The 26,761-nt window shown below is 65.0% G+C and carries 24 protein-coding genes; 22 read left to right on the forward strand and 2 right to left on the reverse strand.

All coding sequences use genetic code 11. The annotated features are described in order from the left end of the window. Nucleotides 1-3 precede the first annotated feature (3 nt). Nucleotides 4-3,660 carry a chromosome segregation protein SMC gene (smc, locus tag J1M87_RS15795; protein ID WP_206490379.1) on the forward strand — a complete coding sequence of 1,219 codons (3,657 nt, stop codon included), beginning with the start codon at nucleotides 4-6 and terminating at the stop codon, nucleotides 3,658-3,660. Nucleotides 3,661-3,664: 4 nt separating this feature from the next. Here the strand turns inward: smc and J1M87_RS15800 are convergent, their stop codons facing one another. After that, nucleotides 3,665-4,297 (reverse strand): MSMEG_1061 family FMN-dependent PPOX-type flavoprotein, encoded by a 633-nt coding sequence (locus J1M87_RS15800; protein ID WP_206490381.1) that lies wholly within the window; start codon nucleotides 4,295-4,297, stop codon nucleotides 3,665-3,667. 101 nt (nucleotides 4,298-4,398) lie between these two features. Between J1M87_RS15800 and ftsY the strand changes: the two genes are divergently transcribed. From ftsY to trmD, 12 genes are all read left to right on the forward strand, one after another. After that, nucleotides 4,399-5,865 carry a signal recognition particle-docking protein FtsY gene (gene ftsY / locus J1M87_RS15805; protein ID WP_206490383.1) on the forward strand — a complete coding sequence of 489 codons (1,467 nt, stop codon included), beginning with the start codon at nucleotides 4,399-4,401 and terminating at the stop codon, nucleotides 5,863-5,865. Nucleotides 5,866-6,067: 202 nt separating this feature from the next. Further along, the gene (locus J1M87_RS15810) at nucleotides 6,068-7,357 is read left to right on the forward strand and encodes an ammonium transporter (RefSeq protein ID WP_206490642.1); all 1,290 of its coding nucleotides are present in this window, start codon (nucleotides 6,068-6,070) and stop codon (nucleotides 7,355-7,357) included. 72 nt (nucleotides 7,358-7,429) lie between these two features. Beyond that, nucleotides 7,430-7,768, forward strand: a complete 339-nt coding sequence (locus J1M87_RS15815; RefSeq protein WP_019664269.1) for a P-II family nitrogen regulator — start codon at nucleotides 7,430-7,432, stop codon at nucleotides 7,766-7,768. Next, nucleotides 7,758-10,289, forward strand: a complete 2,532-nt coding sequence (locus tag J1M87_RS15820) for a [protein-PII] uridylyltransferase (protein WP_206490384.1) — start codon at nucleotides 7,758-7,760, stop codon at nucleotides 10,287-10,289. Before J1M87_RS15815 ends, J1M87_RS15820 begins: the two co-directional genes overlap by 11 nt. Before the next feature lie 171 nt (nucleotides 10,290-10,460). Next, nucleotides 10,461-11,480, forward strand: a complete 1,020-nt coding sequence (locus J1M87_RS15825) for a M23 family metallopeptidase (protein WP_206490643.1) — start codon at nucleotides 10,461-10,463, stop codon at nucleotides 11,478-11,480. A gap of 137 nt (nucleotides 11,481-11,617) precedes the next feature. Continuing rightward, a complete protein-coding gene (gene ffh, locus J1M87_RS15830; protein WP_206490385.1) occupies nucleotides 11,618-13,165 on the forward strand; it encodes a signal recognition particle protein in 1,548 nt (515 codons plus the stop codon). A 10-nt stretch (nucleotides 13,166-13,175) separates the two neighbouring features. Then, entirely contained in the window at nucleotides 13,176-14,294 is a 1,119-nt protein-coding gene (locus tag J1M87_RS15835) for an amidohydrolase family protein (RefSeq protein WP_206490386.1), read from the forward strand. Further along, nucleotides 14,287-15,117: a CPBP family intramembrane glutamic endopeptidase gene (locus J1M87_RS15840; RefSeq protein ID WP_206490388.1), complete on the forward strand. Its 831-nt coding sequence runs from the start codon at nucleotides 14,287-14,289 to the stop codon at nucleotides 15,115-15,117. The genes J1M87_RS15835 and J1M87_RS15840 overlap by 8 nt, the downstream gene beginning before the upstream one ends. Nucleotides 15,118-15,303: 186 nt before the next feature. Next, nucleotides 15,304-15,774 (forward strand): 30S ribosomal protein S16, encoded by a 471-nt coding sequence (gene rpsP, locus J1M87_RS15845; protein WP_206490389.1) that lies wholly within the window; start codon nucleotides 15,304-15,306, stop codon nucleotides 15,772-15,774. After that, nucleotides 15,771-16,013, forward strand: coding sequence for an RNA-binding protein (locus J1M87_RS15850; RefSeq protein ID WP_206490390.1), 243 nt, complete (start codon nucleotides 15,771-15,773; stop codon nucleotides 16,011-16,013). Before rpsP ends, J1M87_RS15850 begins: the two co-directional genes overlap by 4 nt. Before the next feature lie 14 nt (nucleotides 16,014-16,027). Next, the gene (gene rimM, locus J1M87_RS15855) at nucleotides 16,028-16,576 is read left to right on the forward strand and encodes a ribosome maturation factor RimM (protein ID WP_206490391.1); all 549 of its coding nucleotides are present in this window, start codon (nucleotides 16,028-16,030) and stop codon (nucleotides 16,574-16,576) included. Between the two features lie 3 nt (nucleotides 16,577-16,579). Next, entirely contained in the window at nucleotides 16,580-17,260 is a 681-nt protein-coding gene (gene trmD / locus J1M87_RS15860) for a tRNA (guanosine(37)-N1)-methyltransferase TrmD (protein WP_206490392.1), read from the forward strand. Between the two features lie 5 nt (nucleotides 17,261-17,265). Here the strand turns inward: trmD and J1M87_RS15865 are convergent, their stop codons facing one another. Beyond that, entirely contained in the window at nucleotides 17,266-18,222 is a 957-nt protein-coding gene (locus tag J1M87_RS15865) for a class A beta-lactamase-related serine hydrolase (protein ID WP_241256973.1), read from the reverse strand. 74 nt (nucleotides 18,223-18,296) lie between these two features. On the opposite strand from J1M87_RS15865, the gene J1M87_RS15870 reads away from it, so the two are divergent. The 9 genes from J1M87_RS15870 to J1M87_RS15910 form a co-directional block, all read left to right on the forward strand. After that, the gene (locus tag J1M87_RS15870) at nucleotides 18,297-20,639 is read left to right on the forward strand and encodes a Tex family protein (RefSeq protein WP_206490645.1); all 2,343 of its coding nucleotides are present in this window, start codon (nucleotides 18,297-18,299) and stop codon (nucleotides 20,637-20,639) included. A 90-nt stretch (nucleotides 20,640-20,729) separates the two neighbouring features. Further along, entirely contained in the window at nucleotides 20,730-21,584 is an 855-nt protein-coding gene (locus tag J1M87_RS15875) for a hypothetical protein (RefSeq protein ID WP_206490646.1), read from the forward strand. Between the two features lie 132 nt (nucleotides 21,585-21,716). Then, a complete protein-coding gene (gene rplS / locus J1M87_RS15880; RefSeq protein ID WP_008717293.1) occupies nucleotides 21,717-22,058 on the forward strand; it encodes a 50S ribosomal protein L19 in 342 nt (113 codons plus the stop codon). 183 nt (nucleotides 22,059-22,241) lie between these two features. Then, on the forward strand, nucleotides 22,242-23,018 hold the full coding sequence (gene lepB / locus J1M87_RS15885; RefSeq protein ID WP_206490394.1) for a signal peptidase I: 777 nt from the start codon (nucleotides 22,242-22,244) through the stop codon (nucleotides 23,016-23,018). Continuing rightward, nucleotides 23,015-23,788, forward strand: coding sequence for a ribonuclease HII (locus J1M87_RS15890; protein ID WP_206490396.1), 774 nt, complete (start codon nucleotides 23,015-23,017; stop codon nucleotides 23,786-23,788). Before lepB ends, J1M87_RS15890 begins: the two co-directional genes overlap by 4 nt. 37 nt (nucleotides 23,789-23,825) lie before the next feature. Continuing rightward, a complete protein-coding gene (locus J1M87_RS15895) occupies nucleotides 23,826-24,131 on the forward strand; it encodes a DUF2469 domain-containing protein (RefSeq protein ID WP_008717288.1) in 306 nt (101 codons plus the stop codon). A gap of 379 nt (nucleotides 24,132-24,510) precedes the next feature. After that, nucleotides 24,511-24,855 (forward strand): Lsr2 family protein, encoded by a 345-nt coding sequence (locus J1M87_RS15900; protein WP_206490398.1) that lies wholly within the window; start codon nucleotides 24,511-24,513, stop codon nucleotides 24,853-24,855. A 347-nt stretch (nucleotides 24,856-25,202) separates the two neighbouring features. Beyond that, nucleotides 25,203-25,559, forward strand: coding sequence for a YraN family protein (locus tag J1M87_RS15905; RefSeq protein WP_206490400.1), 357 nt, complete (start codon nucleotides 25,203-25,205; stop codon nucleotides 25,557-25,559). Further along, the coding region (locus J1M87_RS15910) for a YifB family Mg chelatase-like AAA ATPase (RefSeq protein ID WP_206490402.1) at nucleotides 25,559-26,761 on the forward strand (1,203 nt) is incomplete at its 3' end. The genes J1M87_RS15905 and J1M87_RS15910, both read left to right, overlap by 1 nt.

Below are 26,761 nucleotides of genomic sequence, written 5' to 3' on the forward strand. Positions count from 1 at the left end.
GCTATGTATCTCAAGAGTCTGACGCTCAAGGGCTTCAAGTCCTTTGCTTCGGCGACGACTCTTCGATTCGAGCCGGGAATCACCTGCGTCGTCGGCCCCAATGGCTCGGGCAAATCCAATGTCGTCGATGCCCTGACCTGGGTGATGGGTGAGCAGGGCGCCAAGGCGCTGCGCGGCGGGAAGATGGAAGACGTCATCTTCGCGGGCACCTCGGGTCGAGCGCCCCTCGGTCGGGCCGAGGTCACTTTGACCATCGACAACTCCGACGGTGCGCTGCCGATCGACTACTCCGAGGTATCGATCACCAGGCGGATGTTTCGCGACGGCGCGGGGGAGTACGAGATCAACGGCAGCTCCTGCCGGTTGATGGACGTCCAAGAACTGCTCAGCGATTCCGGTATCGGCCGGGAGATGCACGTCATCGTCGGGCAGGGTCGGCTGGCAGCAATCCTGGAATCTCGCCCCGAGGATCGGCGAGCCTTCATCGAGGAAGCCGCCGGCGTGCTCAAGCACCGCAAGCGCAAGGAAAAGGCGGTCCGCAAGCTCGACGCGATGCAGGCCAATCTTGCTCGGCTGACGGACCTCACGACCGAACTGCGCCGCCAGCTCAAACCACTCGGTCGGCAAGCCGAGGTAGCACGACGCGCGCAGACCGTGCAGGCAGATCTGCGCGACGCTCGGCTGCGGCTGGCGGCCGACGACCTCGTTGCCAGGCGGGAAGAGTTCGCCAGTCAGACCCAGGACGAGGAAGCAGCGCGCGAGCAGTACGCGATGGTGCAGGACGCCCTCGAAGCCGGAACCGTGGCGCTCGGGGAACACGAGCAGGCAGTCGCACGGCTGACACCCAGTGCCGAGGCGGCCGGTCAGACCTGGTTCCGTCTCTCTGCGCTGGCCGAACGCGTGAACGCGACGATACGTGTTGCGCACGAACGAGCCAGGCACCTCGACTCCGTGCAGACCTCCGGACGGGGACAGGACCCGGACGAGCTCGAGGCACAGGCCGAACGCGTCGCAGAAGAAGAGCTGGAACTCGTCGAGGCCGTCGAGATGGCCCGCGAATCCCTCGAGGCCGCACGCGAGCAGCTCGCCGAGCGTGAAGCTGCCGCGTCGGCCGCCGAACAGGCCCACCTCGCCGCTGTCCGTGCGGTCGCCGATCGCCGAGAAGGATTCGCCCGACTGTCCGGCCGGGTCGACACGTTCCGGACGAAGGTCGAGTCGATCGACGCCGAGGTTGCCCGGCTGTCGGTGGCGATCGAGGAGTCTCGGGCGCGTGGCGAGTCGGCCCAGCATGAGTTCGAGAGCGTGCAGGATCAGATCGGCACTCTCGATGCCAGCGAGCTCAGTCTCGACACGCATTACGAGCGGGCAGTGGCCGCGTTGCGGCACGCCGACGCCCGCGTGGCGGAACTGCAGGCGGAGGAACGAACCGCGGGCAAGAAGGTGGCGTCGTTCGAGGCCAGGATCGAAGCGCTCACGATGGGTCTCGAACGCAAGGACGGTGCCGGGTGGTTGGTGGAGAACCAACAGCGAGGGCTGTCGGGTCTGCTTGCCGGGCACCTCACAGTGGAGCCGGGATACGAGATCGCGGTGGCAGTGGCCATGGGCCCTGCGGCCGATGCGGCGCATGCCGAGTCCTTCGATGCCGCGCGTGACGCGGTGCTTGCGCTCCGAGCGGCCGACGGCGGCCGGGCCTCCATCGTGCACAGTAGTTCTGTTGCAGCGCAAAGGAATCAGCGCGACGAGCTGCCCAGTGGTGCGCGGTGGGTTCTCGACCTGATCGACTACCCGGATCGGCTGGCCGGAGCGATGACGGCATTGCTGGACGGGGTGATCGTCGTCGACTCGCTCGACGACGCGGAGCGGCTCGTCGCCGGCTCGACGGAGCTGCGCGCGATCACGAGAGACGGCGACGTCGTCGAGCCCGGTTGGGTCACCGGTGGATCGGACCGTCGCCCCAGCACTCTCGAAGTGCAGTCCGCGATCGACACGTCGACGGTCGAGTTGGCGGCGGCCGTACGGCGCTCGGAGGAACTCGATGCTGCGCTCTCGGGCGCATTGGCGGAGCAGCGTGACCGGCGCGAGTCGGCGGAACAGGCGCTCGCCGCCCTCAACGAGTCCGACGCCGCGATGGCCGCGGTGTACGAGCAACTGGGCCGACTGGGGCAGCTGGCGCGTTCCGCGCACGCCGAATCGGCGCGATTGACCACCCAACGTAGCGCTGCCGAGGCGAGTCGCGAGGAAGCGGTCGTGCGGCTGGCCGAGCTCGAAGACAATCTGCGCACGGCCGAGGACGAGCAGTCCGGCTTCGCGGGAGACGGCGAGAGCGGTGACGGTGCCACCACCATGGAACGGGAGATGGCGGCAGCGGCACTGACGGAAGTGCGTGCGGTGGAGGTCGAGGCGCGGCTGAACGTGCGGACCGCCGAGGAGCGCGCGCAGTCGGTGCGTGGCCGGGCCGACTCGCTGCGCCGGGCCGCGCGAGCCGAACGTGAGGCAAGGGCGCGAGCCGAACGTGAGAGTGCAGCTCGTCGGCACGCGGCTGCTGTGGCGGCCGCGGTCGGAGAATCGGGGGAGCGGATCGCCGAGCGACTCGCCGACGCCGTCGCCGTCGCGGCCAGAAGGCGCGACGAGCTGTCCGCCGAGAGATCCACCCGCACAATCGAACTCGACAAAATCAAGGAACAGGTTCGTGCCCTGCAAGGGCAGCTCGCGTCGATCACCGACGCGGTGCACCGCGACGAGGTCGCCCGCGCGCAGGCTGCCTTGCGGATCGAACAACTCGAGACCACGATTCTCGAACAGCACGGAATCGGACTCGACGATCTCGTTGCCGAGTACGGGCCCGACGTTCCGCTACCGCCGACCGAGCTCGAGATGTCGGAGTACGAAGCGGCAAAGGAACGCGGCGAACAAGTGGTGGCCCCGGCCCCCATGCCGTTCGATCGCGCCACCCAGCAGCAGCGGGTCAAACGTGCCGAACGTGACCTCGCCACTCTCGGCAAGGTGAACCCGCTGGCGCTGGAAGAGTTCGCAGCCCTCGAAGAGCGCTACAACTTCCTGTCCACCCAGCTCGAAGACGTCAAATCCGCACGCAAGGATTTGCTGGGAGTGGTCGCCGACGTCGACGAACGCATCCTGCAGGTCTTCACCGAGGCCTGGCTCGATGTCGAACGGGAATTCACCGGCGTGTTCGCCAAGCTGTTTCCCGGCGGCGAAGGACGGCTGATCCTCACCGATCCCTCGGACATGCTCACCACGGGAATCGAAGTGGAGGCGCGCCCACCCGGAAAGAAAGTGAAGCGATTGTCGCTGCTCTCGGGTGGCGAGAAGTCGCTGACCGCGGTCGCCATGCTCGTGGCCATCTTCCGCGCCAGGCCGTCACCGTTCTATGTGATGGACGAGGTCGAGGCAGCACTCGACGACACCAACCTGCGTCGACTGATCGGCCTGTTCGAACAGCTTCGCGAGAAGTCGCAGCTGATCGTCATCACGCACCAGAAGCCGACGATGGAGGTGGCCGACGCACTCTACGGCGTGAGCATGCGCGGCGACGGCATCACCACCGTCATCTCGCAGCGTCTGAACCGAGAACGCGTCGCCGTCGATGCAACCGAGCCGGACCCGACGCCTCCCGGAACGGAACCGGACGCCGACTCCTGAGCGCTCACTGCTTCGGATAGAGCCGGTCGGAGTAGGACGGTCCGTAGTACTCGCGCAACTCTTCGATCGTCTCGGGTGCCTGCGGGATGAGTGTCCTGGTCAAGGTGGCGACGTCGGGCACGGCCTCGGCAGCCCAGGTCTCGGGCTGCCACAGCTTGGACCGCATAAAAGCCTTGGCGCAGTGGTGGAACACCTGCTCGATATCGACCACCAGGCACAGGATCGGGCGATGACCCTTCACCTGCAGATCGTCGAAGAACGGTGCCTCGGTGACGAGCGACGCTCGACCGTTGATGCGGAGCGTGTCGCCGCGGCCGGGAACAAAGAAATTCAGCCCGACGAACGGGTTCTCGATGATGTTGCGGTAGCCGTCCATTCGGTGGTTGCCCGGTCGTTCGGCGAGCGCGATCGTGGCGTCGTCGAGGACATGGACCAGGCTCCCGGGCGGGTCACCCTTGGGCGAGACGTCGCACCGTCCGCTCGAGTCCGAGGTTCCCACCAGACAGAACGGGGACGCGGCGAGCCACTGCACGTCCAGCGCATGCAGAGTGCGCCGATCCTTGTTGGCCGCTCGATAGCTCGGCTCGCCGAACATCTGCGTCAACTGTTCTGCGTCCCGCACCGTTGCCCACACCATGACCGAGATGGTAGCGATCCGCGCGGCGAAGGAGAACTGCATTTCGCGAGGCAGACCAGCACCGGTGAAGCACCGTCGTGATCGCCTGAGATGATGTCTGTGTGAGTAACCAAGCGTGGATCATCGTTGCGGCGATCGCTGCCGTCCTGCTCGTCGTTCTGGTCGTCGGACTGGTGCTGTCCCGTCGGCGCAGAGTGTCCCTCAAAGCGGACGAGGCGGCGCGGATCGAGGACGCAGCGACCAAGGACAGATCCGGCGGGTACACCGCGGGCAGCGGATTCTCGTTCAGCCAGGGCACGGCCACGGCAGATCCGGTTCGCCCTCGGACTCCGAAACCGGCCGACCGTGCGCCGGTCGAACCTCCGCCCTCAGCTCCTGCTCCGGTCGCTGCCGATCCAGCGTCGCCCGCCTCGGCAGAGACGGACCGCGTGGGGACCGAGGCCGATGTTCCGGCGATCGAGACGCCGGAAGGCGATGGCGCACCGAGCGACGCCGCGGACCCCGCACAGGTACTGCCCGAGCCCGTGGTCTCCGAGCCCGAGGTGCCGGAGCCCGTGGTGCCGGAGCCCGAGCCGGCTGTTCCCGATGCTGCGGAAACGCAGCCCCCTGCCACAGCGGGCCCGGCAGTGTCGCGGTTGGACACCATCGATCCCACCGAGGGGCGGTTGGATCGTCTACGAGGTCGTCTGGCCCGTTCCCAGTCCGCTGTCGGCAAGAGCTTGCTCGGATTGCTCGGCGGCGGAGATCTGGACGAGGATTCCTGGGAAGAGGTCGAGGACACGCTGCTGATCGCCGATATCGGTTCGGCGACCACCGCCGAGATCATGCGCACTCTGCGCGAACAGATGGCGGCGCGCAGTATCCGGACCGAGGCGGACGCCCGGGCGCTGTTGCGCGAGATTCTCGTTGCGCAGCTCCATCCCGAGTTCGATCGTTCGATTCGCGCGCTTCCACACGACGGCACCCCTGCCGTGCTGCTGGTGGTCGGCGTCAACGGGACCGGTAAGACCACGACAACCGGCAAACTCGCTCGCGTGTTGGTTGCGGACGGGCGACGAGTACTGCTCGGTGCCGCCGATACGTTCCGCGCGGCAGCAGCCGACCAGCTGCAGACCTGGGCCGAGCGAGTGGGGGCCGAGGTGGTCCGAGGCAAGGAGGCTGCGGATCCGGCCGCCGTCGCGTTCGACGCAGTGAGCAAGGGAATCGACGGCGGGGTCGACGTGGTTCTGATCGACACCGCGGGCAGGCTGCACACCAAATCGGGTCTGATGGACGAGCTGAGCAAGGTCAAGAGAGTCATCGAGAAGCGCGCCCACGTCGACGACGTCTTGCTCGTTCTGGACGCCACCGTCGGCCAGAACGGGCTCACGCAGGCGCGTGTCTTCGCCGAGATCGTCGACATCACCGGAGTCGTGCTCACCAAGCTCGACGGAACCGCGAAGGGTGGCATCGTCTTTCAGGTTCAGCGTGAGCTCGGGGTGCCCGTCAAACTCGTCGGTCTCGGCGAAGGTGCCGACGATTTGGCACCGTTCGAGCCGGGGGCGTTCGTCGACGCTCTGCTCGGCTGAGTGCATCGATCGGGCTGTCCAAGAACCGGGGAAAAAGCACAAACGCCTGCACGAAACCTTTTTGCAACAGAATTCGGTCATGCGTTCACATGTCCGAAACACCAGAGTGTCACGGATGAAACCTCGTGAAACCACCCTTCTTGCGTAACGGCGCGCCAACCGGTGTGCGGGAGAATGGAGGGTGTACGTGAGTCCCGAGGATATGTTGGCCAACTCCGGCAACGCCGCATGGATGCTGATGGCAGCATCTCTGGTGCTGCTGATGACGCCGGGCTTGGCGTTCTTCTACGGCGGTATGTCGCAGCAGAAGACCGTACTGAACATGATGATGATGTCGTTCGGAGCAATGGCCGTCGTCTCGATCGTCTACTTCCTGTGGGGCTGGTCCATGTCCTACGGAACCCAGGACGTCGGCGGAATCTTCGCCAATCCCTTCGAGTTCTTCGGACTCAAGGATTCGATCACCGATGCGGACGGAAACTACATCGTCGGCGCATCGGGTTACGCCAACATCATCGACGTGGCGTTCCAGGTGACCTTCGCGATCATCACCGTCGCACTGATCAGCGGCTCGATCGCCGGCCGCGTCAAGTACGGCACGTGGCTCGTCTTCTCGGGTATCTGGGTCACCCTGGCGTACTTCCCGCTGGCCCACATGGTCTGGGGCGGCGGACTGCTCTCCGGATCCGAGAACGGCCTCGCGGCAATGATCTTCGGAACCACCGACGACGGTGAGGGTGGGCTCGTCGCCAGCGTGGAACCGATCGACTTCGCCGGTGGCACCGTGGTGCACATCAACGCCGGTATCGCCGGCCTGATTCTGGCGATCATCATCGGCAAGCGCGCAGGCTTCGGCAAGATGGCCTACCGCCCGCACAACCTTCCGTTCGTCATGCTCGGCGCAGCACTGCTGTGGTTCGGCTGGTTCGGATTCAACGCCGGCTCTGCGTTCGCAGCAGACGGCATCGCAGGTCTGGCCTGGGTCAACACCACCGCCGCCACCGCAGCTGCCATCGCAGGCTGGCTCATCACCGAGCGTATTCGCGACGGCCACGCCACCAGCCTCGGTGCCGCCTCGGGCATCGTCGCAGGTCTTGTCGCGATCACTCCGGCAGCAGGTGCACTGACGCCTGTCGGTTCGATGATTCTCGGCGTCATCGCCGGTGTCCTGTCGGCCCTCGCGGTCGGACTGAAATTCAAGTTCGGATACGACGATTCGCTCGACGTCGTGGGCGTGCACCTCGTGGCAGGCCTGTGGGGCACCATCGCCATCGGCTTCCTCGGCTCCGAGACCGGCCTGTTCTACGGCGGAGACTACAAGCAGCTCGTCGTCCAGATCGTCATCGCTCTGGTCGCTCTGATCTTCACCGCCATCGTCACTGCCGTGATCGCCTTCGCGCTCAAGCCTCTCGGCTGGCGCGTGTCGGACGAGGACGAGGCGAACGGTATCGACGAAGCCGAGCACGCTGAGACTGCATATGATTTCGCCTGACAAGGTAGAGATGGATATGAACGCTGCACCGTACGACAACGGGCACTCGAGGTCTTGTGAAGGGAAGCAAAAATGAAGCTGATCACGGCAATCGTCAAACCGTTCACCCTGGAGGACGTCAAGACGGGCCTGGAGCAGGCAGGCGTACTGGGAATGACCGTCAGTGAAGTTCAGGGATACGGTCGCCAGAAGGGCCACACCGAGGTCTACCGAGGTGCCGAGTACTCGGTCGACTTCGTTCCGAAGGTACGTGTGGAGGTAGTCGTCGACGACGCCGCGGTGGAGAAGGTCGTCGAGGTCATCGTCGAGGCCGCACGCACCGGCAAGATCGGTGACGGCAAGGTCTGGGTTTCCCCGGTCGACTCGGTCATCCGAGTCCGTACCGGAGAACGTGGCGCAGATGCACTCTGACCCCAAAGGGTCTCGGGCCGCAGGCCCCGGTTCGGGCGCGACAGCGTCGGGATCGGGGCCTGCGGTCTCCTCGGGCTCGGCATCGAAGGGCACGGGCGGTGCTGCGGCCGATCTCGCTCGGGCCAGAAAACAACTACTCGACGGTGGCACTCGCAACCGTCGTCTCGATGCGCCCTCGCTCAGACAGGCTCTGGTCGATCTCCACGAGTTCTGGTTGACCACCAAAGGTGCCGAGCTCGGGATCAAACCCGACTCGGGCTTCGCGATCGTCGCAGTCGGCGGTCTGGCGCGCCGTGAACTGTTGCCGTACTCGGATCTGGACCTGATCCTGCTGCACGACGATCTCGAACCACGCATCGTCTCCGACGTCGCCGACAAGCTCTGGTATCCGCTGTGGGACGCGCACATCAAGCTCGACCACAGCGTTCGTACTGTGCCGCAGGCACTGCAGGTGGCTGCGGCGGATATGACAGCATCGCTCGGGATGTTGGAGGCACGTCACATCGCCGGCGACGTCGAGTTGAGCAACCTGCTCATCGGCGGCGTACGGCGTCAGTGGCGCAACGGAATTCGCGGGCGCTTCGACGAACTGATCGAGCAGACTCGCGGGCGATGGTCGCGTAGCGGTGAGATCGCGCACCGCGCCGAACCCGACCTCAAGAGCGGACGCGGTGGACTGCGAGACGTGCAGTTGCTCGACGCCCTCTCCATTGCTCAACTCACCGACGGTATGCCCGGGCTCGGACCCGAGTCGCCCGGAGGCGGTTTGGCCTTCGCGCACGGGCGACTGCTGGACGTGCGTACCGAACTGCACCGGGTGGCCGGCCGAGCGCGAGATCAACTGCGCGCGCAGGATGCCGACGAGATCGGTGCCGCGCTGCGGATCGGTGATCGCTTCGATCTCGCTCGCGTGTTGAGCGATTCGGCTCGTACCATCAGCTACTCCGTCGATGTCGGATTGCGTACCGCGGGTAATTCGCTTCCGCGAAAGGGACTTTCGCGCTTGCGGCGAGTTCCGGTCCGCCGTCCGCTCGACGAGGGAGTGGTCGAGCACGCCGGTGAGGTCGTTCTGGCCCGTGATGCGCGACCGAACAAGGACCCCGGCCTGATCATGCGCGTCGCGGCGGCGTCGGCGCAGACCGGAATGCCGATGTCTGCATCGACACTGAACCGTCTGTCCGACAGTGCTCCCGAGCTTCGTGAGCCCTGGCCCAAGGAAGCCCTCAACGATCTGCTCGTCCTGCTCGGATCCGGGCGCAAAGCCATCGCGGCCATCGAGGCGCTCGATCGAACCGGCTTGTGGGGCAGGCTGATCCCGGAATGGGGCGCGGTGCGTGACCTACCGCCCCGAGATGCCGTGCACACCTGGACCGTCGATCGGCATCTGGTCGAAACCGCTGCCTACGCAAGCGCGTTGACCACCAGAGTGGCACGGCCGGACCTCCTGGTCCTCGGTGCGCTGATACACGACATCGGAAAGGGCCGCGGCGGCGACCACAGCATCGTGGGTGCAGATCTCGCAATTCAGATCGGCAACAGGCTCGGACTGTGGCCCTCGGATGTGACGCTGCTGACGGCGATGGTGCGGTACCACCTGCTGCTGCCGGAAACCGCTACTCGCCGAGATCTCGACGACCCGGCCACCGTGCAGACCGTCGTCGACGCATTGGGTGCCGATTCCATTCTGCTCGAGCTGCTTCATGCTCTGGCCGAAGCAGATTCGCTCGCCACGGGCCCCGGAGTCTGGGGAGACTGGAAGGCGTCACTGATCCGCGAACTGGTGCGCAGGTGCCGATTGGTGATGGCAGGGGAGAGTCTGCCCGGCCCCGATCCACTCGATCCGGCACGGATCGAGCTGGCCGCGCGTGGCGGGGTCCACGTCGACATCGCACCGACCGACGGACTGCACACCTTCGTCGTCACGGTCATCGCGCCCGACGCCCCCGGGCTGCTCTCCGACACCGCAGGGGTGCTGGCGCTGCACTCGCTGCGGGTGCTCTCTGCCTCGCTGGGCAGTCACAACGGTTCGGCGATCAACACCTTCGATGTCGCGCCGCTGTTCGGGGCACCGCCGCAGGCCGGTCTGCTCCGCCAGGAGATCATTCGGGCGCAGGCCGGAGAACTCGATCTGGTGGCGGTACTCGATGCCAAAGAACGTCACGCCCGAACCGAGACGGTGGAGGACGAGGGGGAGGATTCGGCAGTGCCGGTTCTCTACGCCCAGGCCCCGCCGAGGGTGCTGTGGTTCGACGACAGCGAACCCGGCCAGGTGGTGCTCGAGCTGCGGGCAGAAGACAGGCTCGGGTTGCTCTGTCGGTTGGCCAGCGCGATCGAACAGCAGGGCTCGGACATTCGCTGGGCGCGTGTGTCGACGCTGGGTAGCTCGGTGGTCGACTCGTTCTGTATCGACCTGGCAGGAGCGGACAGCCGCGCCGTTCGCGAAGATCTCGAACGGGCGATACTCGCGGTTGTACCTGCCCCGGAACCGCCCAAACCCCCGGAAAAGCCGGAAGGGACATAACCGATGGTCGGAACCGGATTGCGTTACGGCATGCTGTGGTGACTTATCACCAACTTCCAGCCGATGGGTTTGCCATCGATACGCTTTTGTTATGTTCGTCACTGACTGAAGGCCGCACCGGTTTCGGGTGCTACTGCAGTCGACACTGCTGCTATGCGAGAGGCATCAACTGTGGGATCCCATCGACGGTCGAACATATACGTACCGGCCGACACAGCAACCGCTGAACCGCGCGGCAAGCATCGCGCTGCCGAGCAGGCTCCGGACACCGGTCGTCGGACCGCGACGATCGTGGCGGCGACCGGCGCGATCGTCGTCGGTGCCACCTCGATGGGGGCGGGAACAGCGGGCGCAGCGCCGATTCAGGAGCCGCCCGCCGCCGGGCTTCCGTTCGCAGTGCCGCAGGGTCTTCTGCCGGCCGGATTCGAGCTACCCCATTTCGAGCCCCCGCAGTTCGAGATCCCTCAGTTCGTTCCGCCCCAGTTTCTGCCGCCACAGTTCGCGCCTGCTCCGGTCGAGCCCGCGCAGCCCGCACCGGCGGAGTCCGCCCCAGCGCAGCCCGCACCTGCGCAGTCCGGCCCAGCGCAGTCCGCCCCAGCCGAGCCCGCACCCTCGGCGCCCGCGTCGACTCCTGTCGCTCCGCCGAGCTCCGACCCATTGGCAGCATTCGGGCTGCCCGATCCCGGTGCCGTTGCGCAGCAGTGGCTCGACGACGTGGGCCTCGGCCAGGGAGGGGTCGGAGGTGGATCGCCGCTCGAAAGCCTTCGTTCGCTGAAGAAGTCCACCGTGCAGCCGGTGGCAGGGGTGTTGACGTCGAACTTCGGATCGCGGTGGGGCACTCAACACAGCGGACTCGACATCGCGGCACCGATCGGCACGCCCATTTACGCGGCCGCCGACGGCACGGTCATCGATGCAGGCCCTGCCAGCGGATTCGGACTCTGGGTCAAGCTGAAGCACGACGACGGCACCGAAACGATCTACGGACACGTCAACGACTTCTCGGTACAGCCCGGTCAGCGGGTGTCGGCCGGGGAGCAGATCGCCACAGTGGGCAATCGCGGCCAGTCCACCGGGCCGCATCTGCACTTCGAGGTGCACGACGCCTCGGGTGTCAAGGTCGATCCGGCCCAGTGGCTGTCCACCCGGGGTGTGGCAGTGACATGGAACGATTCCGCACGCAACGCGTGAGTGGTGTTCAGGTCTTCGTCCCGTGAACGACACGGTGGACGAACGCCCGAGCGACTAGCGCGGGCGCTGGCGCTAGTCTGGTGACCGTGCCGGATTCGACTCGTCTTCGGTGATCGGCTAGCTCAGGAGTGCAATCGGTGTTCGAATCCCTTTCCGACAGGTTGACCGGGACTCTCAAGGACCTGCGTGGCAAAGGTCGGCTGTCCGGCGCGGATATCGACGCCACGGCCCGCGAGATCCGTCTTGCCCTTCTCGAAGCGGACGTGGCACTGCCCGTCGTACGTGAATTCATCGGCCGCATCAAGGTCCGGGCCAAGGGTGCCGAGGTGTCGGCAGCGCTCAACCCGGCGCAGCAGGTCGTCAAGATCGTCAACGAGGAACTGGTCGGCATTCTCGGTGGTGAGACCCGCAGGCTCGAATTCGCCAAGAACCCGCCGACGGTGATCATGCTCGCCGGACTCCAGGGTTCGGGTAAGACGACCCTCGCAGGCAAGCTCGCGAAATGGCTCAAGGGCCAAGGGCACACGCCACTGCTCGTCGCGTGCGACCTGCAGCGGCCCGGTGCCGTCAGTCAGCTCCAGATCGTCGGTGAGCGCGCAGGCGCAACCGTCTTCGCGCCGCATCCGGGCACCTCCATCGGCGGTGGAGACAATGCACTCGGCGTATCGGCATCCGATCCCGTCGAGGTTGCGCGCTCAGGCATAGCCGAAGCGCGAAACAAGCAGTACGACGTTGTCATCGTCGATACCGCCGGTCGACTCGGTATCGACACCGAATTGATGAGTCAGGCCGCAGGAATTCGTGACGCGGTCCAGCCGGACGAAACCCTGTTCGTCCTCGACGCCATGGTCGGCCAGGATGCCGTCAGCACAGCGGAGGCATTCCGCGACGGCGTCGGATTCACCGGCGTCGTGCTCACCAAGCTCGACGGCGATGCTCGCGGCGGTGCCGCTCTGAGCGTTCGCGAGGTGACCGGCCAACCCATCATGTTCGCCTCGACCGGCGAGAAACTGGAAGATTTCGACGTCTTCCATCCCGACCGTATGGCCAGTCGCATCCTCGGCATGGGTGACGTGCTGAGCCTCATCGAGCAGGCCGAACAGCACTTCGATGCCGAGCAGGCGGAGGCAACGGCCAACAAGATCGGTTCGGGCCAGCTCACACTCGACGACTTCCTCGAGCAGATGATGGCCGTCCGCAAGATGGGGCCCATCGGAAACCTGTTGGGAATGTTGCCCGGCGCGGGCCAGATGAAAGAACTCGCCGACGTCGACGAGAAGCAACTCGACCGCGTCCAGGCCATCATCCGCGGTATGACTCCGCAGGAGCGGACCGATCCGAAGATCATCAACGCCTCGAGGCGGCTGCGGATCGCGAACGGTTCCGGAGTCAAAGTATCCGACGTCAATCAGCTGGTCGATCGCTTCTTCGAGGCACGCAAGATGATGTCGGCGATGGCAGGCCGGATGGGGATGCCTGGGGCTCGCAAACAGGTGCGGAACAACAAGAAGGGCAAGAAAGGCAAGAAGGGCGGTCGCGGCCCGACGCAGCCGAAGATTCGCGGTGGATTTCCCGGGATGCCCGGCGGGATGCCGGATCTGTCGTCCATGCCCAAGGGTCTCGACCAGTTACCGCCCGGCCTCGAGGGCATCGATCTCTCGCAGCTGAAACTGCCGAAGAAGTAGGCTCGCGCACGTGGCGGCAATGCGGGTACGGGGCCGCGGCCTGCCGGACGGGGCGAACGTCGATCTCTGGATCGACGGCGACGTGCTGTCCACGGAGCCGATTCCGGATGCCGACCTCGTCCACGACGGCGGTTGGATTCTGCCCGGTCTCGTCGATGCCCACTGCCACGTCGGAATCGAATACGGCGGGGGACACACGGATCTGGCCGGTTCGATCCGCCAAGCCGAGACCGAGCGGGGCGTCGGCGCACTGCTGCTCCGCGACGCAGGCTCTCCGGTGGACACCCGCGCGTTGGACGAGTACGACGAGCTTCCTCGGATCATCAGAGCCGGCCGTCACATCGCATCGCCCAAGCGCTACATACCGGGTCTGGCCGTAGACCTCGAGGACGAGTCCCAACTGCCCGAGGCGGTGGCGCAGCAAGCGCGATTCGGTGACGGCTGGGTCAAACTCGTCGGAGACTGGATCGATCGATCGGTGGGCGACCTTCGCCCACTGTGGAACGACGCCATCCTCGTCGATGCCATCGCCGCTGCGCACGCCGAGGGAGCGCGAGTGACTGCCCACGTGTTCGGCGAGGATGCCCTCCCCGGCCTGATCGCGGCCGGTATCGACTGCATCGAGCACGGCACCGGCCTGACCGACGAGACCATCGAGATGATGGTCGATCGCGGCACGGCACTGGTGCCGACGTTGATCAATATCGAGACCTTCCCCTCGATTGCGGATTCCGCCACCCGATATCCCGTCTACGCCCGCCACATGCGGGCCTTGCACGAGCGCGTGGCCGATACCGTCGGACGAGCCCACGACGCCGGAATCGCGATCTACGCAGGAACCGATGCCGGAGGGTCGATCGCGCACGGTCGCATCGCCGACGAAGTTGCCGCACTCGCGTCCGTCGGGCTGTCTCCGACGGACGCACTCGGTGCCGCCTGCTGGGACGCCCGATCGTGGCTGGGCCGACGAGGGCTCGAACACGGCGCGTCCGCAGACCTCGTCGTCTACGCCGAGGATCCGCGCGGGGGCCCGGAGGTGCTGTCCAACCCCGAACTGGTGATACTTCGCGGACGGGTGACCGACCGACGTGGCGGTGAACGACACAGATCGGGGCCTGTGCGTGAGTGAGCCGGACGGCGGTGCAGGCCGCGTCGATCCGGACCGACCGAGCTGGGCCGGGCTCGCGCCGATGAATCAGATTCAGCAGCAGGGCTCTGGCCTGTCCGAGACCTACTGGCGGGCCGAGAATGCCGCCCTGCTCCGCCGCGGGGGCCAGAAGTGGGGACTGCCGGCCGCGGCGCTGGTCCTCGGCGTCAATCTCGTGGGCTTCGTGCTCCTCGGACTCGCGGTGAACTCGCAGAACTCCGCGCTGTCGGTCGTGGGCATCATGATCCCCAGCCTGCTCGCCGCAGGACTGGCGGTGGCGATCTCACGAACTCGTGGCAACGGACCCGTCGTCGACTTCGGTCTCCCCAGATCCAGTGCCGAATTCCTCGGTCACGTCCGATCCGGACTGGCCTGGGGCGGCGCGGCCGTCGTCGGTGGCGTGTTGCTGGCGCTGGTGCTGTTCTCCAGCATCGACGTCGACGAGCAGGCACCTCTGGGCAACTTTGCGGACTCGGCCATGGGATGGAAGATTCTGCTGGTCGTGTGGATCTGGATCGGCGCACCGATCTGTGAGGAAACGATGTTCCGCGGCATGCTCTGGGGCGCGCTGGAAAAGCGCACCCGCCCGATGCCCATGGCGTGGCTGGGCAACAGATGGGTCGTGTTGGCGATCACCGCCGTCGTGTTCGCGATCTGGCACCGCGAATGGTGGCGTTTCGTGATCCTGCTGTGGGGTGGTCTGGCAATCGGCATCGCCAGAATGCGGAGTGGCTCCATCGTCGCCTCGACCACTGCCCATTCGCTGAACAACACCCTCCCGGCCCTGGTGATCCTGCTCGCGTGATCGGGTGGCTGTGCAGGCGATTCACCGATCGCCTCACTCGTCTGGCACAATGAACAGCTGTTCGCCCGTCATCCGGTTACGTACCGAGCGGCGGTCACAACAACCCTCCAACGCAAAACCGGGTTCGCATGCCGTGCGAACCGCTGAATTGCGCCGTGACCAACTCCCGAAAGGCTCCACCAGAACATGGCTGTCAAGATCAAGCTCATGCGTATCGGCAAGATCCGCACCCCGCACTACCGCGTCGTCATCTCGGACTCTCGCACCCGCCGCAACGGCCGTGCGATCGAGACCATCGGCAAGTACGAGCCGAAGCAGGACCCCAGCGTCATCGACATCGATTCCGAGCGTGCGCAGTACTGGCTGGGCGTCGGTGCACAGCCGACCGAGCCCGTCGAGGCACTGCTGAAGATCACCGGTGACTGGCAGAAGTTCAAGGGCCTGCCCGGTGCCGAGGGCACCCTGCGCGTCGCCGAGCCCAAGCCGTCGAAGCTCGACCTGTTCAACGCCGCACTGGCACAGGCCGACTCCGAGCCCCAGGGTGAAGCCACCACCGCGAAGAAGAAGAAGACTCCGAAGTCGGACGACGCCACCACCGCTGACGCCGCTGCAACCGAGACGGCAGACGCGCCGGCCGCCGAGGCTGCTGAGAAGTGAGCGCCGTTGTCGCCGATGCCGTCGAACACCTCGTTCGTGGCATCGTCGCCAATCCCGATGACGTTCGGGTCGAGATGATCACCGGTCGTCGTGGTCGCACCGTGGAAGTTCACGTGCACCCCGACGATCTGGGCAAGGTCATCGGACGCGGTGGTCGCACTGCGACGGCGTTGCGCACGCTCGTCTCGGGTATCGGTGGTCGCGGCATTCGTGTCGACGTGGTCGACACGGACAACTAGGTCACGCACCGACCATGGAGCTCGTCATCGGCCGTGTTGCCAAGTCACACGGCATCAAAGGAGAAGTCGTCGTCGAGGTTCGTACCGACGACCCCGACGACCGCTTCGCCGCCGGAAACGTTCTTCGGGGCCGCAGGCCCCGATCGGACGCAGCGCCGGCGAAATACACGGTGGACGCCGTCCGGGAACATTCCGGGCGGCTTCTGCTGCGTCTGAACGGTATCGACGACAAGACAGCCGCCGACCAGCTGCGCGGCATCCTGTTCGTCGTCGAGTCCACCGATCTGCCACCGTCCGAGGACCCGGACGAGTTCTACGATCACGAACTAGAGGGCCTCACGGTGATCCTGACCGACGGCTCGGTGGTGGGAACCGTCCGCGAGGTTCTGCATTCGGCCGCGGGCGAGTTGCTCTCCATTCGACCGAGTTCGGACACCACCCCCGGCGCAGCCGCGCGCGCCGAAATCCTCGTTCCCTTCGTGGCCGCGATCGTGACCTCGGTGTCGTTGGCCGACAAGACGATCGAGATCGATCCGCCCGAAGGCTTACTGGATCCGGAGTAGCACGTGCGCCTCGACGTCGTCACCATCTTTCCGGAATACCTGACACCACTGCGAACTGCACTGCTGGGCAAGGCAATCGACCGCGGGCTCGTCTCGGTCGAGGTACACGACCTGCGGTCGTGGACCCACGATGTGCACAAGGCGGTCGACGATTCGCCCTACGGCGGCGGTCCCGGGATGGTCATGAAACCGACGGTCTGGGGTGACGCCCTCGATGAGGTGCTCACCGAGGACTCGTTACTTGTCGTCCCCACTCCGGCCGGAGTGCCGTTCACCCAGCGCACCGCCGAACGCTGGTCCACCGAACGCCATCTGGTGTTCGCGTGTGGCCGCTACGAAGGCATCGATCAACGTGTGTTCGACGACGCCGCGCGCCGCGTCCGGGTCGAAGAGGTCAGTATCGGCGATTACGTTCTGATCGGGGGCGAAGCGGCGGTCCTGGTGATGGCCGAGGCAGTGGTCCGTCTGATGCCAGGAGTGCTCGGTAATCAGCAGTCCCACCAAGAGGATTCGTTCTCCGACGGGGTTCTCGAAGGGCCCAGTTACACCCGTCCGGCCCGATGGCGTGAGCTCGACGTCCCCGAAGTCCTACTCTCCGGCGATCACGCGAAAATCGCCGCGTGGCGTCGTGCCCAGTCATTGGCGCGAACCGCCGATCGACGTCCGGATCTGCTCGAAGACTGAGTGATTCAGCTGATCGTGCCGTCGGGAAAGAGCATCGTGACGAAGCCGGTCAGAGTCTGCCTGGCATGCAGCGCGCTGGCATCGTCGGTCACGTCGACCACTGCGGTGTCCGGATAGCTCTCCATGTCGTCGGCGTAGAAGATGTCCTCCCGCGACGACAGAGCCAGCACGTAGCGGTTGTCCACCCCGATCGTTCCCGTCGACAAGTGCACCCAGCGATCGGACACGCAGCACATCCAGCCTTGTTTGACTGCGTGCACACTTTCGCCCGGCAAGCCGTCGACGATCCCGAAGTGCTGTCGGTAACCGTCGGCGGCAATCGGAGCCGAACGACGCAGCATGCCGATGATGACCTCCTCCGACGCGGTGGTCAGACCGCCGCTGCCGTTGAGCAGGCCCGCGTAGTAGCCGACGACGTCGCTGGGTGTGGTTTCGGTGTTGTACCACTGGTCGTCGGCGGGCGCGGTGGTGCTCTGCAACCCGTAGCGGGCAGCGACTGCGCCGATGATCTCGGACGAGCCGTAGCGATACCAGAGGGTATACGCGGAATTGTCGTCGGAGAGCTCCAACATTCTCGTCATGATGTCCAGTTCCTCCGGCGAGACCGGGCGGTTCTCCAACTGCGCTCGGAACATCACCTCGTCGGCGATGAAAAGTTTGGACACCGAGGCCGTTTCGACCTGCTGATCGGCGTTGCTGCTGTAGTAGGCCCCGGTGTCGCGATCGAGTAGCGCGAAGTCGATGTCGGCACCTCGGGCCCGTGCCGACGCGACCGCCATGGGGATGCGGGCCTCGAGGGCCACACCGTCGACCTTCTTCAGGTCCGGAAAGGGTGACGCGGACGTCTCGGCGGTTGCTTTGCCCGCGGAATCGCCGATCTCGTCGTCCGCAGGCACCGAACATCCCACTGCGAGCAACATCGTGGCACAGGTGGCGATCAGGAATCGAGACCACGTGACCATGCGTGTATCTCTCCCACACTCAGAACCGCTGACCGACGACTCTCACAGTAGCGGTAGGGTCCATCGCCGTGACCATTGCTCTGAAATCTGTGAACAAGCGCATAGCCGAAGAACTCGACGTTCGTGAGGAACAGGTTCGTGCCGCCGTAGAACTGCTCGACGGTGGCTCGACGGTCCCGTTCATCGCGCGCTATCGCAAGGAGGTCACCGGGACGCTCGACGATGCGCAACTGCGGCTACTCGACGAGCGGCTGCGGTACCTGCGAGAGCTCGACGAGCGCAGAGACGCCGTCATCGAATCCATCCGTAGCCAAGGCAAGCTCGACGACGCGCTCGAGCAGTCCCTGATGCTCGCCGATACCAAGGCTCGCGTCGAAGACATCTATCTGCCGTTCAAGCCCAAGCGTCGAACGAAGGCACAGATCGCGCGCGAAGCCGGTCACGAGCCAGTAGCCGACGCGCTGTTCTCCGACCCCACGACCGATCCGGCGCAGTTCGATCAGGAGCAGCTCGACGGTGCTCGTGCGATTCTCGTCGAGCGATTCGCCGAGGATGCTGATCTGGTGGGGGAGTTGCGCGAACTGATGTGGACCTCCGGCCAACTCGTGTCGACGGTCCGCAAGGGCAAGGAAGAGGCCGGGGCCAAATTCTCCGACTACTTCGAGTTCTCGGAGCCGTTCACGAGCTTGCCCTCACACCGCATCCTCGCGACGCTGCGTGGTGAGAAAGAAGAAGTGCTCTCGCTCGGCTTCGAGCCCGAACGAGAGGAGCCGACCCCCGGTGTGCCGAGCGTGTACGAGGGTCGGATCGCCGCTACCTTCGGGATCGCCGATCGAGGACGCCCGGCGGACAGGTGGCTGCTCGACACCGTCCGATGGGCCTGGCGTACCAAGATGCTGGTCACTGTCTCGCTCGATACCCGTATGCGACTGCGTCAGTCGGCCGAGAAGGATGCGGTCGATGTCTTCGCGAGCAATCTCAAGGATCTGCTGCTTGCTGCACCGGCGGGCAACCGCGCCACGATGGGCCTGGACCCGGGCTTTCGCACCGGCACCAAGGTCGCCGTCGTCGATGCGACGGGAAAGGTCGTCGACCACGACACCATCTACCCGCACAAGCCGCAGGGCAAGTGGGATCAGGCCGTGGCAACTCTCGCCGCCCTCGCGGCCAAGCACAACGTGGAATTGATCGCCATCGGCAATGGCACGGCCTCACGTGAGACCGATTCTCTGGCAGCGGAATTGATCGCGAAATTCCCGGCAGCCAACCTCACCAAGGTGGTGGTGTCCGAGGCCGGAGCATCGGTGTACTCCGCCTCCGCCTACGCCTCGAGTGAGCTACCGGAACTGGACGTGTCGATTCGCGGTGCAGTATCGATCGCACGGAGGTTGCAGGATCCGCTGGCCGAGCTGGTCAAGATCGATCCCAAATCCATCGGCGTCGGTCAGTATCAGCACGATATCTCCGAGACACTGCTGGCCCGATCTCTCGGTGCTGTCGTCGAGGATGCTGTGAACGCGGTCGGTGTCGATGTCAACACCGCATCGGTTCCGTTGCTGTCCAGGGTCTCGGGAATCGCCGGTTCTCTGGCCGAGAGCATCGTGGCGCACCGAGACCAGAACGGGCCGTTCGTCAGCCGCAGTACCCTCAAGGACGTACCACGATTGGGCCCCAAGGCTTTCGAGCAGTGCGCCGGGTTCCTTCGTATCTCCGGCGGCGAGGATCCGCTCGACCGCTCGAGTGTGCACCCGGAGGCCTACCCCGTCGTACGACGCATCGTCGGCAAGGCAGGGATGGGAGTACGCGAGGTGATCGGGAACAGCACATTGCTGCGGAGCCTGAATCCGGCCGAGTTCGCCGACGAGAGATTCGGTCTGCCCACCGTCACCGACATCATTTCCGAGCTGGAGAAGCCGGGACGCGATCCCCGTCCGGAGTTCAAGACTGCCACCTTCGCGGCCGGGATCGAGAAGGTGGCCGATCTTGTGCCGGGCATGACGCTCGAAGGTGTCGTCACCAATGTCGCGGCGTTCGGTGCGTTCGTCGACGTCGGCGTGCATCAGGACGGACTCGTGCACGTCTCGGCGATGTCGCACAACTTCGTCAAGGATCCGCGCGAGGTCGTCAAGTCCGGGGACGTCGTACGGGTCAAGGTCATGGAGGTCGACATTCCCCGGCAGCGCATCGGGCTGAGTCTGCGGCTCGACGACGAGCCGGGAACTGCCGTCGGCAAGGACTCCCCGCGTGGACGGCAGAGTGATCGGCCTCGTGGGCAAGGGCGAGCAGGGGGCGGCAACGATGGCGGTCGCGGACGCGATGGCCGTCCCCAACGCGATCGGCGCGGCGGGCCTGCGCAGGCGGCACCGGCGGCCGGTTCCATGGCCGACGCACTGAGAAAAGCCGGATTCGGGAAATAGCCTGGACACCGGTCCGACGCGAATAGTCTTGACGGTGCCTGGGCTGTTCGCCCATTCGCCAGGAAGGGACGTGAGGCAGACGTGAGGTGGTTGCAGCACGGGGTCATCGATCACGGACGTCTGCCCCTGTTGTGCTTCCTGCTGGGATTGCTGCTGGGATTCCTGTTGATCCGGCTCAGTGTCAGGATGATTCGCGCCGACGTGAAGTGGTGGCCGGGCAACATCACGCCCGGCGGTCAACACATCCACCACGTCGTGTTCGGGATCGTGTTGATGTTGCTCGCGGGAATCGGTCTGATCGCGGTCTACGTCGACGGGTCCCAGTCGGCCGGGGCGATACTGGCGGCTGTGTTCGGTATCGGTGCCGCACTCGTCCTCGACGAGTTCGCGCTGATCTTCTACCTCCGCGACGTCTATTGGTCCGAGCAGGGCCGCACCTCGGTCGACGCGGTCTTCGCGGCCCTGGCCTTCACCGGACTGTTGCTGCTCGGCTTTCATCCGCTTGAGCTACTGAGCCCGGCGGACTTCCGAGCCGATCCCGATCCGTGGGTACGTGGAACCCTCGCGGCGCTGGCCGTCGTCAACCTCGCGCTGTGCGTCGTGGTGCTCCTCAAGGGCAAGATCTGGACCGGTTTGGTCGGGCTGTTCGTGCTGCCGATACTGGTGTTGGCCGCCATCAGACTGAGTCGACCGAGCGCGCCATGGGCTCGCTGGCGCTACACCGACAGGCCGAAGAAGATGGAGCGGGCGTTGCGGCGTGAGAAGCGCTGGCGCAGGCCGTTGATCCGGGCGAAGATCTATCTGCAGGACGCGATCGCAGGAAAGCCGAGCATCGTTCACGCGCGCGAGGCCACCGAGGACGAGTTGGCGCGCGTGGTGGTGCCGGCGCCGGTGGCGGCCGGGGCCGCTGCGACGAGGGCGGAGTCGATTTCTTCGAATGCGTGATGGTCTGGCACAATGGTCGGGTTGCCTCTAGCAGGCACGGACCTCACTCGGAGCACGAACCAGTCGAGCCGCCGAATCGGCGAGCCGCTCGGTTCCTCTACTCATGCGCAGAACGCAAGGATGGCACAACCGATGAACACTCTGGACTTTCTCGACAATCAGTCGCTGCGTGGCGACATTCCCGATTTCCGCCCCGGCGACACGCTGAACGTGCACGTCAAGGTAATCGAGGGCTCGAAGGAGCGCGTGCAGATCTTCAAGGGCGTCGTCATCCGGCGTCAGGGCGGTGGCGTTCGCGAGACGTTCACGGTTCGCAAGGTCTCCTTCGGCGTCGGCGTCGAGCGCACCTTCCCGGTGCACAGCCCCAACATCGCCCAGTTCGAGGTCCTCACCCGCGGCGACGTCCGTCGCGCCAAGCTCTACTACCTCCGCGATCTGCGTGGCAAGGCCGCCAAGATCAAGGAAAAGCGCTGACCGGTTCTTCCCGGCCACACAGATTCCCATCATGCCGCGTCGCCCATTCGGGCGGCGCGGCATGTTGCGTAATGTCCCGCGTGTTCGCGGCCTGCCGTCGTCGACGCGGCAGTCGGTGGGCTCGAATCGCCGGTGCACAGACCGTCCCGGCGCGCCGACGACGGTTCCGGCTAACCTGATCACGTGACGCAGTCCCCACAAGACCAGACCGATGAGCCCGACGACGAGTCTTCGCAGAAGACCCGTCGGGAGCGCAAGCCCCGATCGTTCTGGCGTGAGCTTCCGATCCTGATACTCGTAGCGCTGGTGTTGAGCTTCCTGCTGCAGACCTTCGTCGCCCGGGTGTACTTGATCCCGTCCGAATCGATGGAGCCGACGCTGCACGGTTGCGCGGGGTGCACCGGAGACCGCATCGTCGTCGAAAAGATCAGTTACCGGTTCGGCGACCCGAAGCCCGGCGATATCGTCGTCTTCCGCGGTCCGGATTCGTGGAACGACGAATTCGTCTCGCAACGATCGAACAACTCGGTGATACGCGGGGCCCAGGAGGTCGGCTCGTTGATCGGAGTCGTCGCCCCGGACGAGAACGACCTGGTCAAACGTGTCATCGCCACCGGTGGTCAAACGGTGGAATGCTGTGACGCCGAAGGGCGAGTGCTCGTCGACGGAAAGCCGTTGGACGAGCCGTACATTCAGATGGACTTCCCGTTCGATCCGGTCACGATGTCGTGTGACACCGAGCTGAAATCGGGACGTTGCTTCGACCCCGTCACCGTGCCGGAGGGCAACATCTGGGTGATGGGCGACAACAGAAGCAACTCGAGGGACTCGAGATATCACGTCACCGACGAGTACTCGGGGACCGTTCCCGTGGACAACGTGATCGGGAAAGCCGTCTTCATCGCGCTCCCGCCCTCGCGGACCGGCATCCTGCATTCTCCCGACATCCAGGGTCGATGACGGCGGCCTCCCGCCGCGCGCCGCGCGCCCGCGCAACGCTCAGTCGTTCCTCCTGGCCGCCGCGTCCGACCATTCGGAAGGCCGCAGGGCTGCGAACGATGGAGTCGGCGCTCGAACGCTCCGGTCTCGGTCCGGTCGCGGGAGTCGACGAAGCAGGTAGGGGAGCGTGTGCGGGCCCGCTGACGGTGGCTGCGTGCGTGCTCGGTGCGCGTGCACATGCGGCTCTCGCGGACCTGAACGACTCGAAGAAGTTGACCGAGCGTCGACGGGAGGATCTGTTTCCCAAGATCCAGACAATGGCGCTGGCATGGAGTGTGGTGTTCATCGACGCTGCCGAGGTGGACCGCATCGGCGTGCACGTGGCCAATATCGAAGGAATGCGACGCGCGGTTGCCGGGCTCGGTGTGAGCCCCGGGTACGTTCTCACCGACGGGTTCAGGGTGCCGGGTCTACCGGTTCCGTCGCTGCCGGTGATCGGGGGCGACGCGACTGCGGCGTGCATTGCCGCGGCGAGCGTGTTGGCGAAGGTCTCCCGAGACCGGTTGATGGTGCAGCTGGACGAGGAGATTCCGGGTTACGGATTCGCCGTGCACAAGGGGTACAGCACGCGTGCGCATTCGGCCGCCATGACCGCTCTCGGGCCGAGCAGAGAACACCGAATGTCGTACGCGAATGTAGCGGCGGCGGCAGCGGGCCCGGCGTCGGAGGTCTCGGATGGGGGCGTCGACGTCGTGGGGCGAATGGACTGCCGCGACGCCGGTGCGCGATGATTGCATTTCACGCCCGACTGGAGGATGAAAGAAACCGATGAGTGCCGAGGATCTCGAAAAGTACGAAACCGAGATGGAGCTCTCGCTGTATCGCGAGTACCGGGACATCGTAGGTCAGTTCAACTACGTCGTCGAAACCGAACGTCGATTCTATCTGGCGAACTCCGTCGAACTCATTCCGCACAACGCCGACGGTGAGATCTATTTCGAATTGCGGATGTCGGATTCCTGGGTGTGGGACATGTATCGCCCCGCCCGCTTCGTCAAACATGTCCGGGTGATCACGTTCAAGGACGTCAACATCGAAGAGCTGGACAAACCGGATCTCCGACTGCCGGAATAGATCGCCCGGCGGGGCGGAGCGGAGTGAGCAGCCCGCGACGACTCGCACGGCAGCGCGGCTTTCGGGCGCTGCGTGCCACCGATCCGCTCGGCCGGAAAAGCTGGACACCCGCCCAAATTGTTCCGGGTGTCCTGTTTCGGGCCCCGGGCCTTCCGAAAGTCTGCACCGGAAGCCGCAAGTGAATCGATTCTCGTAGTGAAATCAATTGTGCAACAATAGAATTCGATTAGAACAGGCAAATTCTCGAAAAGTTTCGGGATTTCCGGCTGGATATTCACTGATTCGACACGTCGTGAAACGTGTTCAGTTCTTTGCGCCGATAGGAGAATCGGTGGTAGAACTTGAATATCACATCCCCAAGACGTGTAAGAGGTAAGAGATGGCACGCAAGACGCTTGTGCAGATGATCGACGATGTCGACGGATCGGTTATCAAAGATGGGCAAGGTGAATCCATCGAATTCGGAATCGGCGGAAACCAGTACCGCATCGATTTGAATCTCAAACATGCGAACGAATTGCACGAACAGTTGGCTTTCTGGATCGAGCACGCCGAGAAGATTTCCGGTCGCCGCGCTCGGAAGGCCGGTGCTGCTTCGACGTCCGCTCGTGGCAAGGTCGACCTGCAGGACATTCGCGCCTGGGCACGCGAGAACGGGTACGAGGTCAGCGCGCGTGGTCGGATCAGCCAGGACGTACAAGCAGCCTACGAGGCCGCGCACTGATACTTCGGTAGCGACGAGCCATTCGTCGCCACCGGCACCACTGACAGGCCGCGCTGTGGCGTAGGTTCCTGTAGTCGAGCTCCGTCCGATGTGTGATTCCGGACGGAGCTTTGTGCATTTCCCAGGTGTTCTCGCCGGGCCGAGTCCCCCGTGCGAGCACTGACACGACGGTCCGACGAAACCGGCCACGCAACGTGGAAATTTCTCTCGTTGTTCCACAGCCGAGCGGTTGTCCACAGGGCAATCGCCGACCTGCATTTTCTGAGTTCCTCCTCGATTCGAGCGTGTCACCGTCGATCCGACCGAATCGGCCTGCGAGCGCGGCCGGAGAGTGGAGGAATATCGATATGGCGACCCATCAGCAACTCGGTGCGCGCGGGGAGGACATCGCGGTGCGCTATCTCGAGGGCATCGGGCTCGAGGTGGTAGAGCGCAATTGGCGGCATCGAACCGGTGAGCTGGACATCGTTGCGCGCGAGGGCGATACGGTGGTGTTCGTCGAAGTGAAGACGCGATCGGGAATCGGATACGGAACCCCTGCCGAGGCGGTGACGTATTCCAAGCAGACTCGAATACGGGGTCTGGCGCTGTATTGGCTTGCTCTGCAACAGGGGCCGTGGGTGCAGATCAGATTCGACGTCGTCGCGATCCTTGTCGGTCGCGACGACACTCCCCAGATCACGCACGTGCGGGCCGCGTTCTGATGCCGCTCGGACGAGCGCACTCGGTGGCGGTCAACGGTGTCGACGGTGTGCTGGTGGAGATCGAGGCCGATATCGGACAGGGCCTGCCCGGTACGCATCTGGTCGGTCTGCCCGATACCGCTCTGAACGAATCACGAGATCGCGTCAAAGCCGCGGTGAAGAACTCGGGCGGTACGTGGCCGGACAGTCGGGTGATTCTCGCGCTGTCACCTGCGACGCTTCCCAAGGGTGGCTCGGTGTACGACCTCGCGCTTGCCCTGTCGGTTCTCGATGCGGCCAAAGCGATTCCGCGCGGCAGTCTGTCCGAGACGGTGTTCATGGGCGAACTGGCGCTCGATGGCAGGTTACGGGCAGTGCGGGGGATTCTTCCCGCGGTGCTCGCGGTCAAGGGTGCGCGATGGAATCGGGTGGTCGTACCGAGGCAGTGTCTGCCCGAGGCAGGTCTGGTCGAGGGGATCGAGGTGTTGGGCGCGGGCTCGCTGACCGATGTGGTGGCCTGGCTTCGCGGCGAGCAGGCCCTGGAATCGCCGGTGCCGACCGAATGGCAGCAGGAACACTATCCGGACCTCAGTGACGTCGCCGGTCAGGCAGATGCGCGCTGGGCACTCGAAGTCGCCGCGGCAGGTGCGCATCACATCATGTTGACCGGTCCGCCGGGAATCGGGAAAACGATGCTGGCGCAACGCCTTCCCGGGATCCTTCCGCCGCTGACCGAGTCCGAGGCGCTGGAGGTGACGGCCATTCATTCGGTGGCGGGCCTGTTGACCACCGCGCGACCGCTCATCACATCGCCGCCGTTCATTGCGCCTCATCATTCGACGTCGGTGAGCGCGTTGGTCGGTGGTGGTACCGGGATGGCCAAGCCTGGTGCGGTCAGCCGAGCGCATCGCGGCGTCCTGTTCCTCGACGAGTGCGCCGAGATGAGTGTTCGGGTACTCGAGGCTTTGCGTACGCCGTTGGAGGACGGGGAGATTCGCATTGCCAGGCGAGACGGCGTCGCCAGGTATCCGGCGAGATTCCAATTGGTTCTCGCGGCGAATCCGTGTCCGTGTGCCCCGGCGAGGCAGGTCGATTGCGTGTGTGCACCGACGGTTCGGCGCAAGTATCTGGGAAAGCTCTCGGGGCCGCTTCTCGATCGTGTCGATCTGCGCATTCAGATGATGGGGGTGGCGACGGGGGCATTGGTCGACGAGGTGGGTGAG

This window comes from Rhodococcus sp. KRD162 (genome assembly GCF_017168335.1).
GTDB lineage: Bacteria > Actinomycetota > Actinomycetes > Mycobacteriales > Mycobacteriaceae > Rhodococcoides.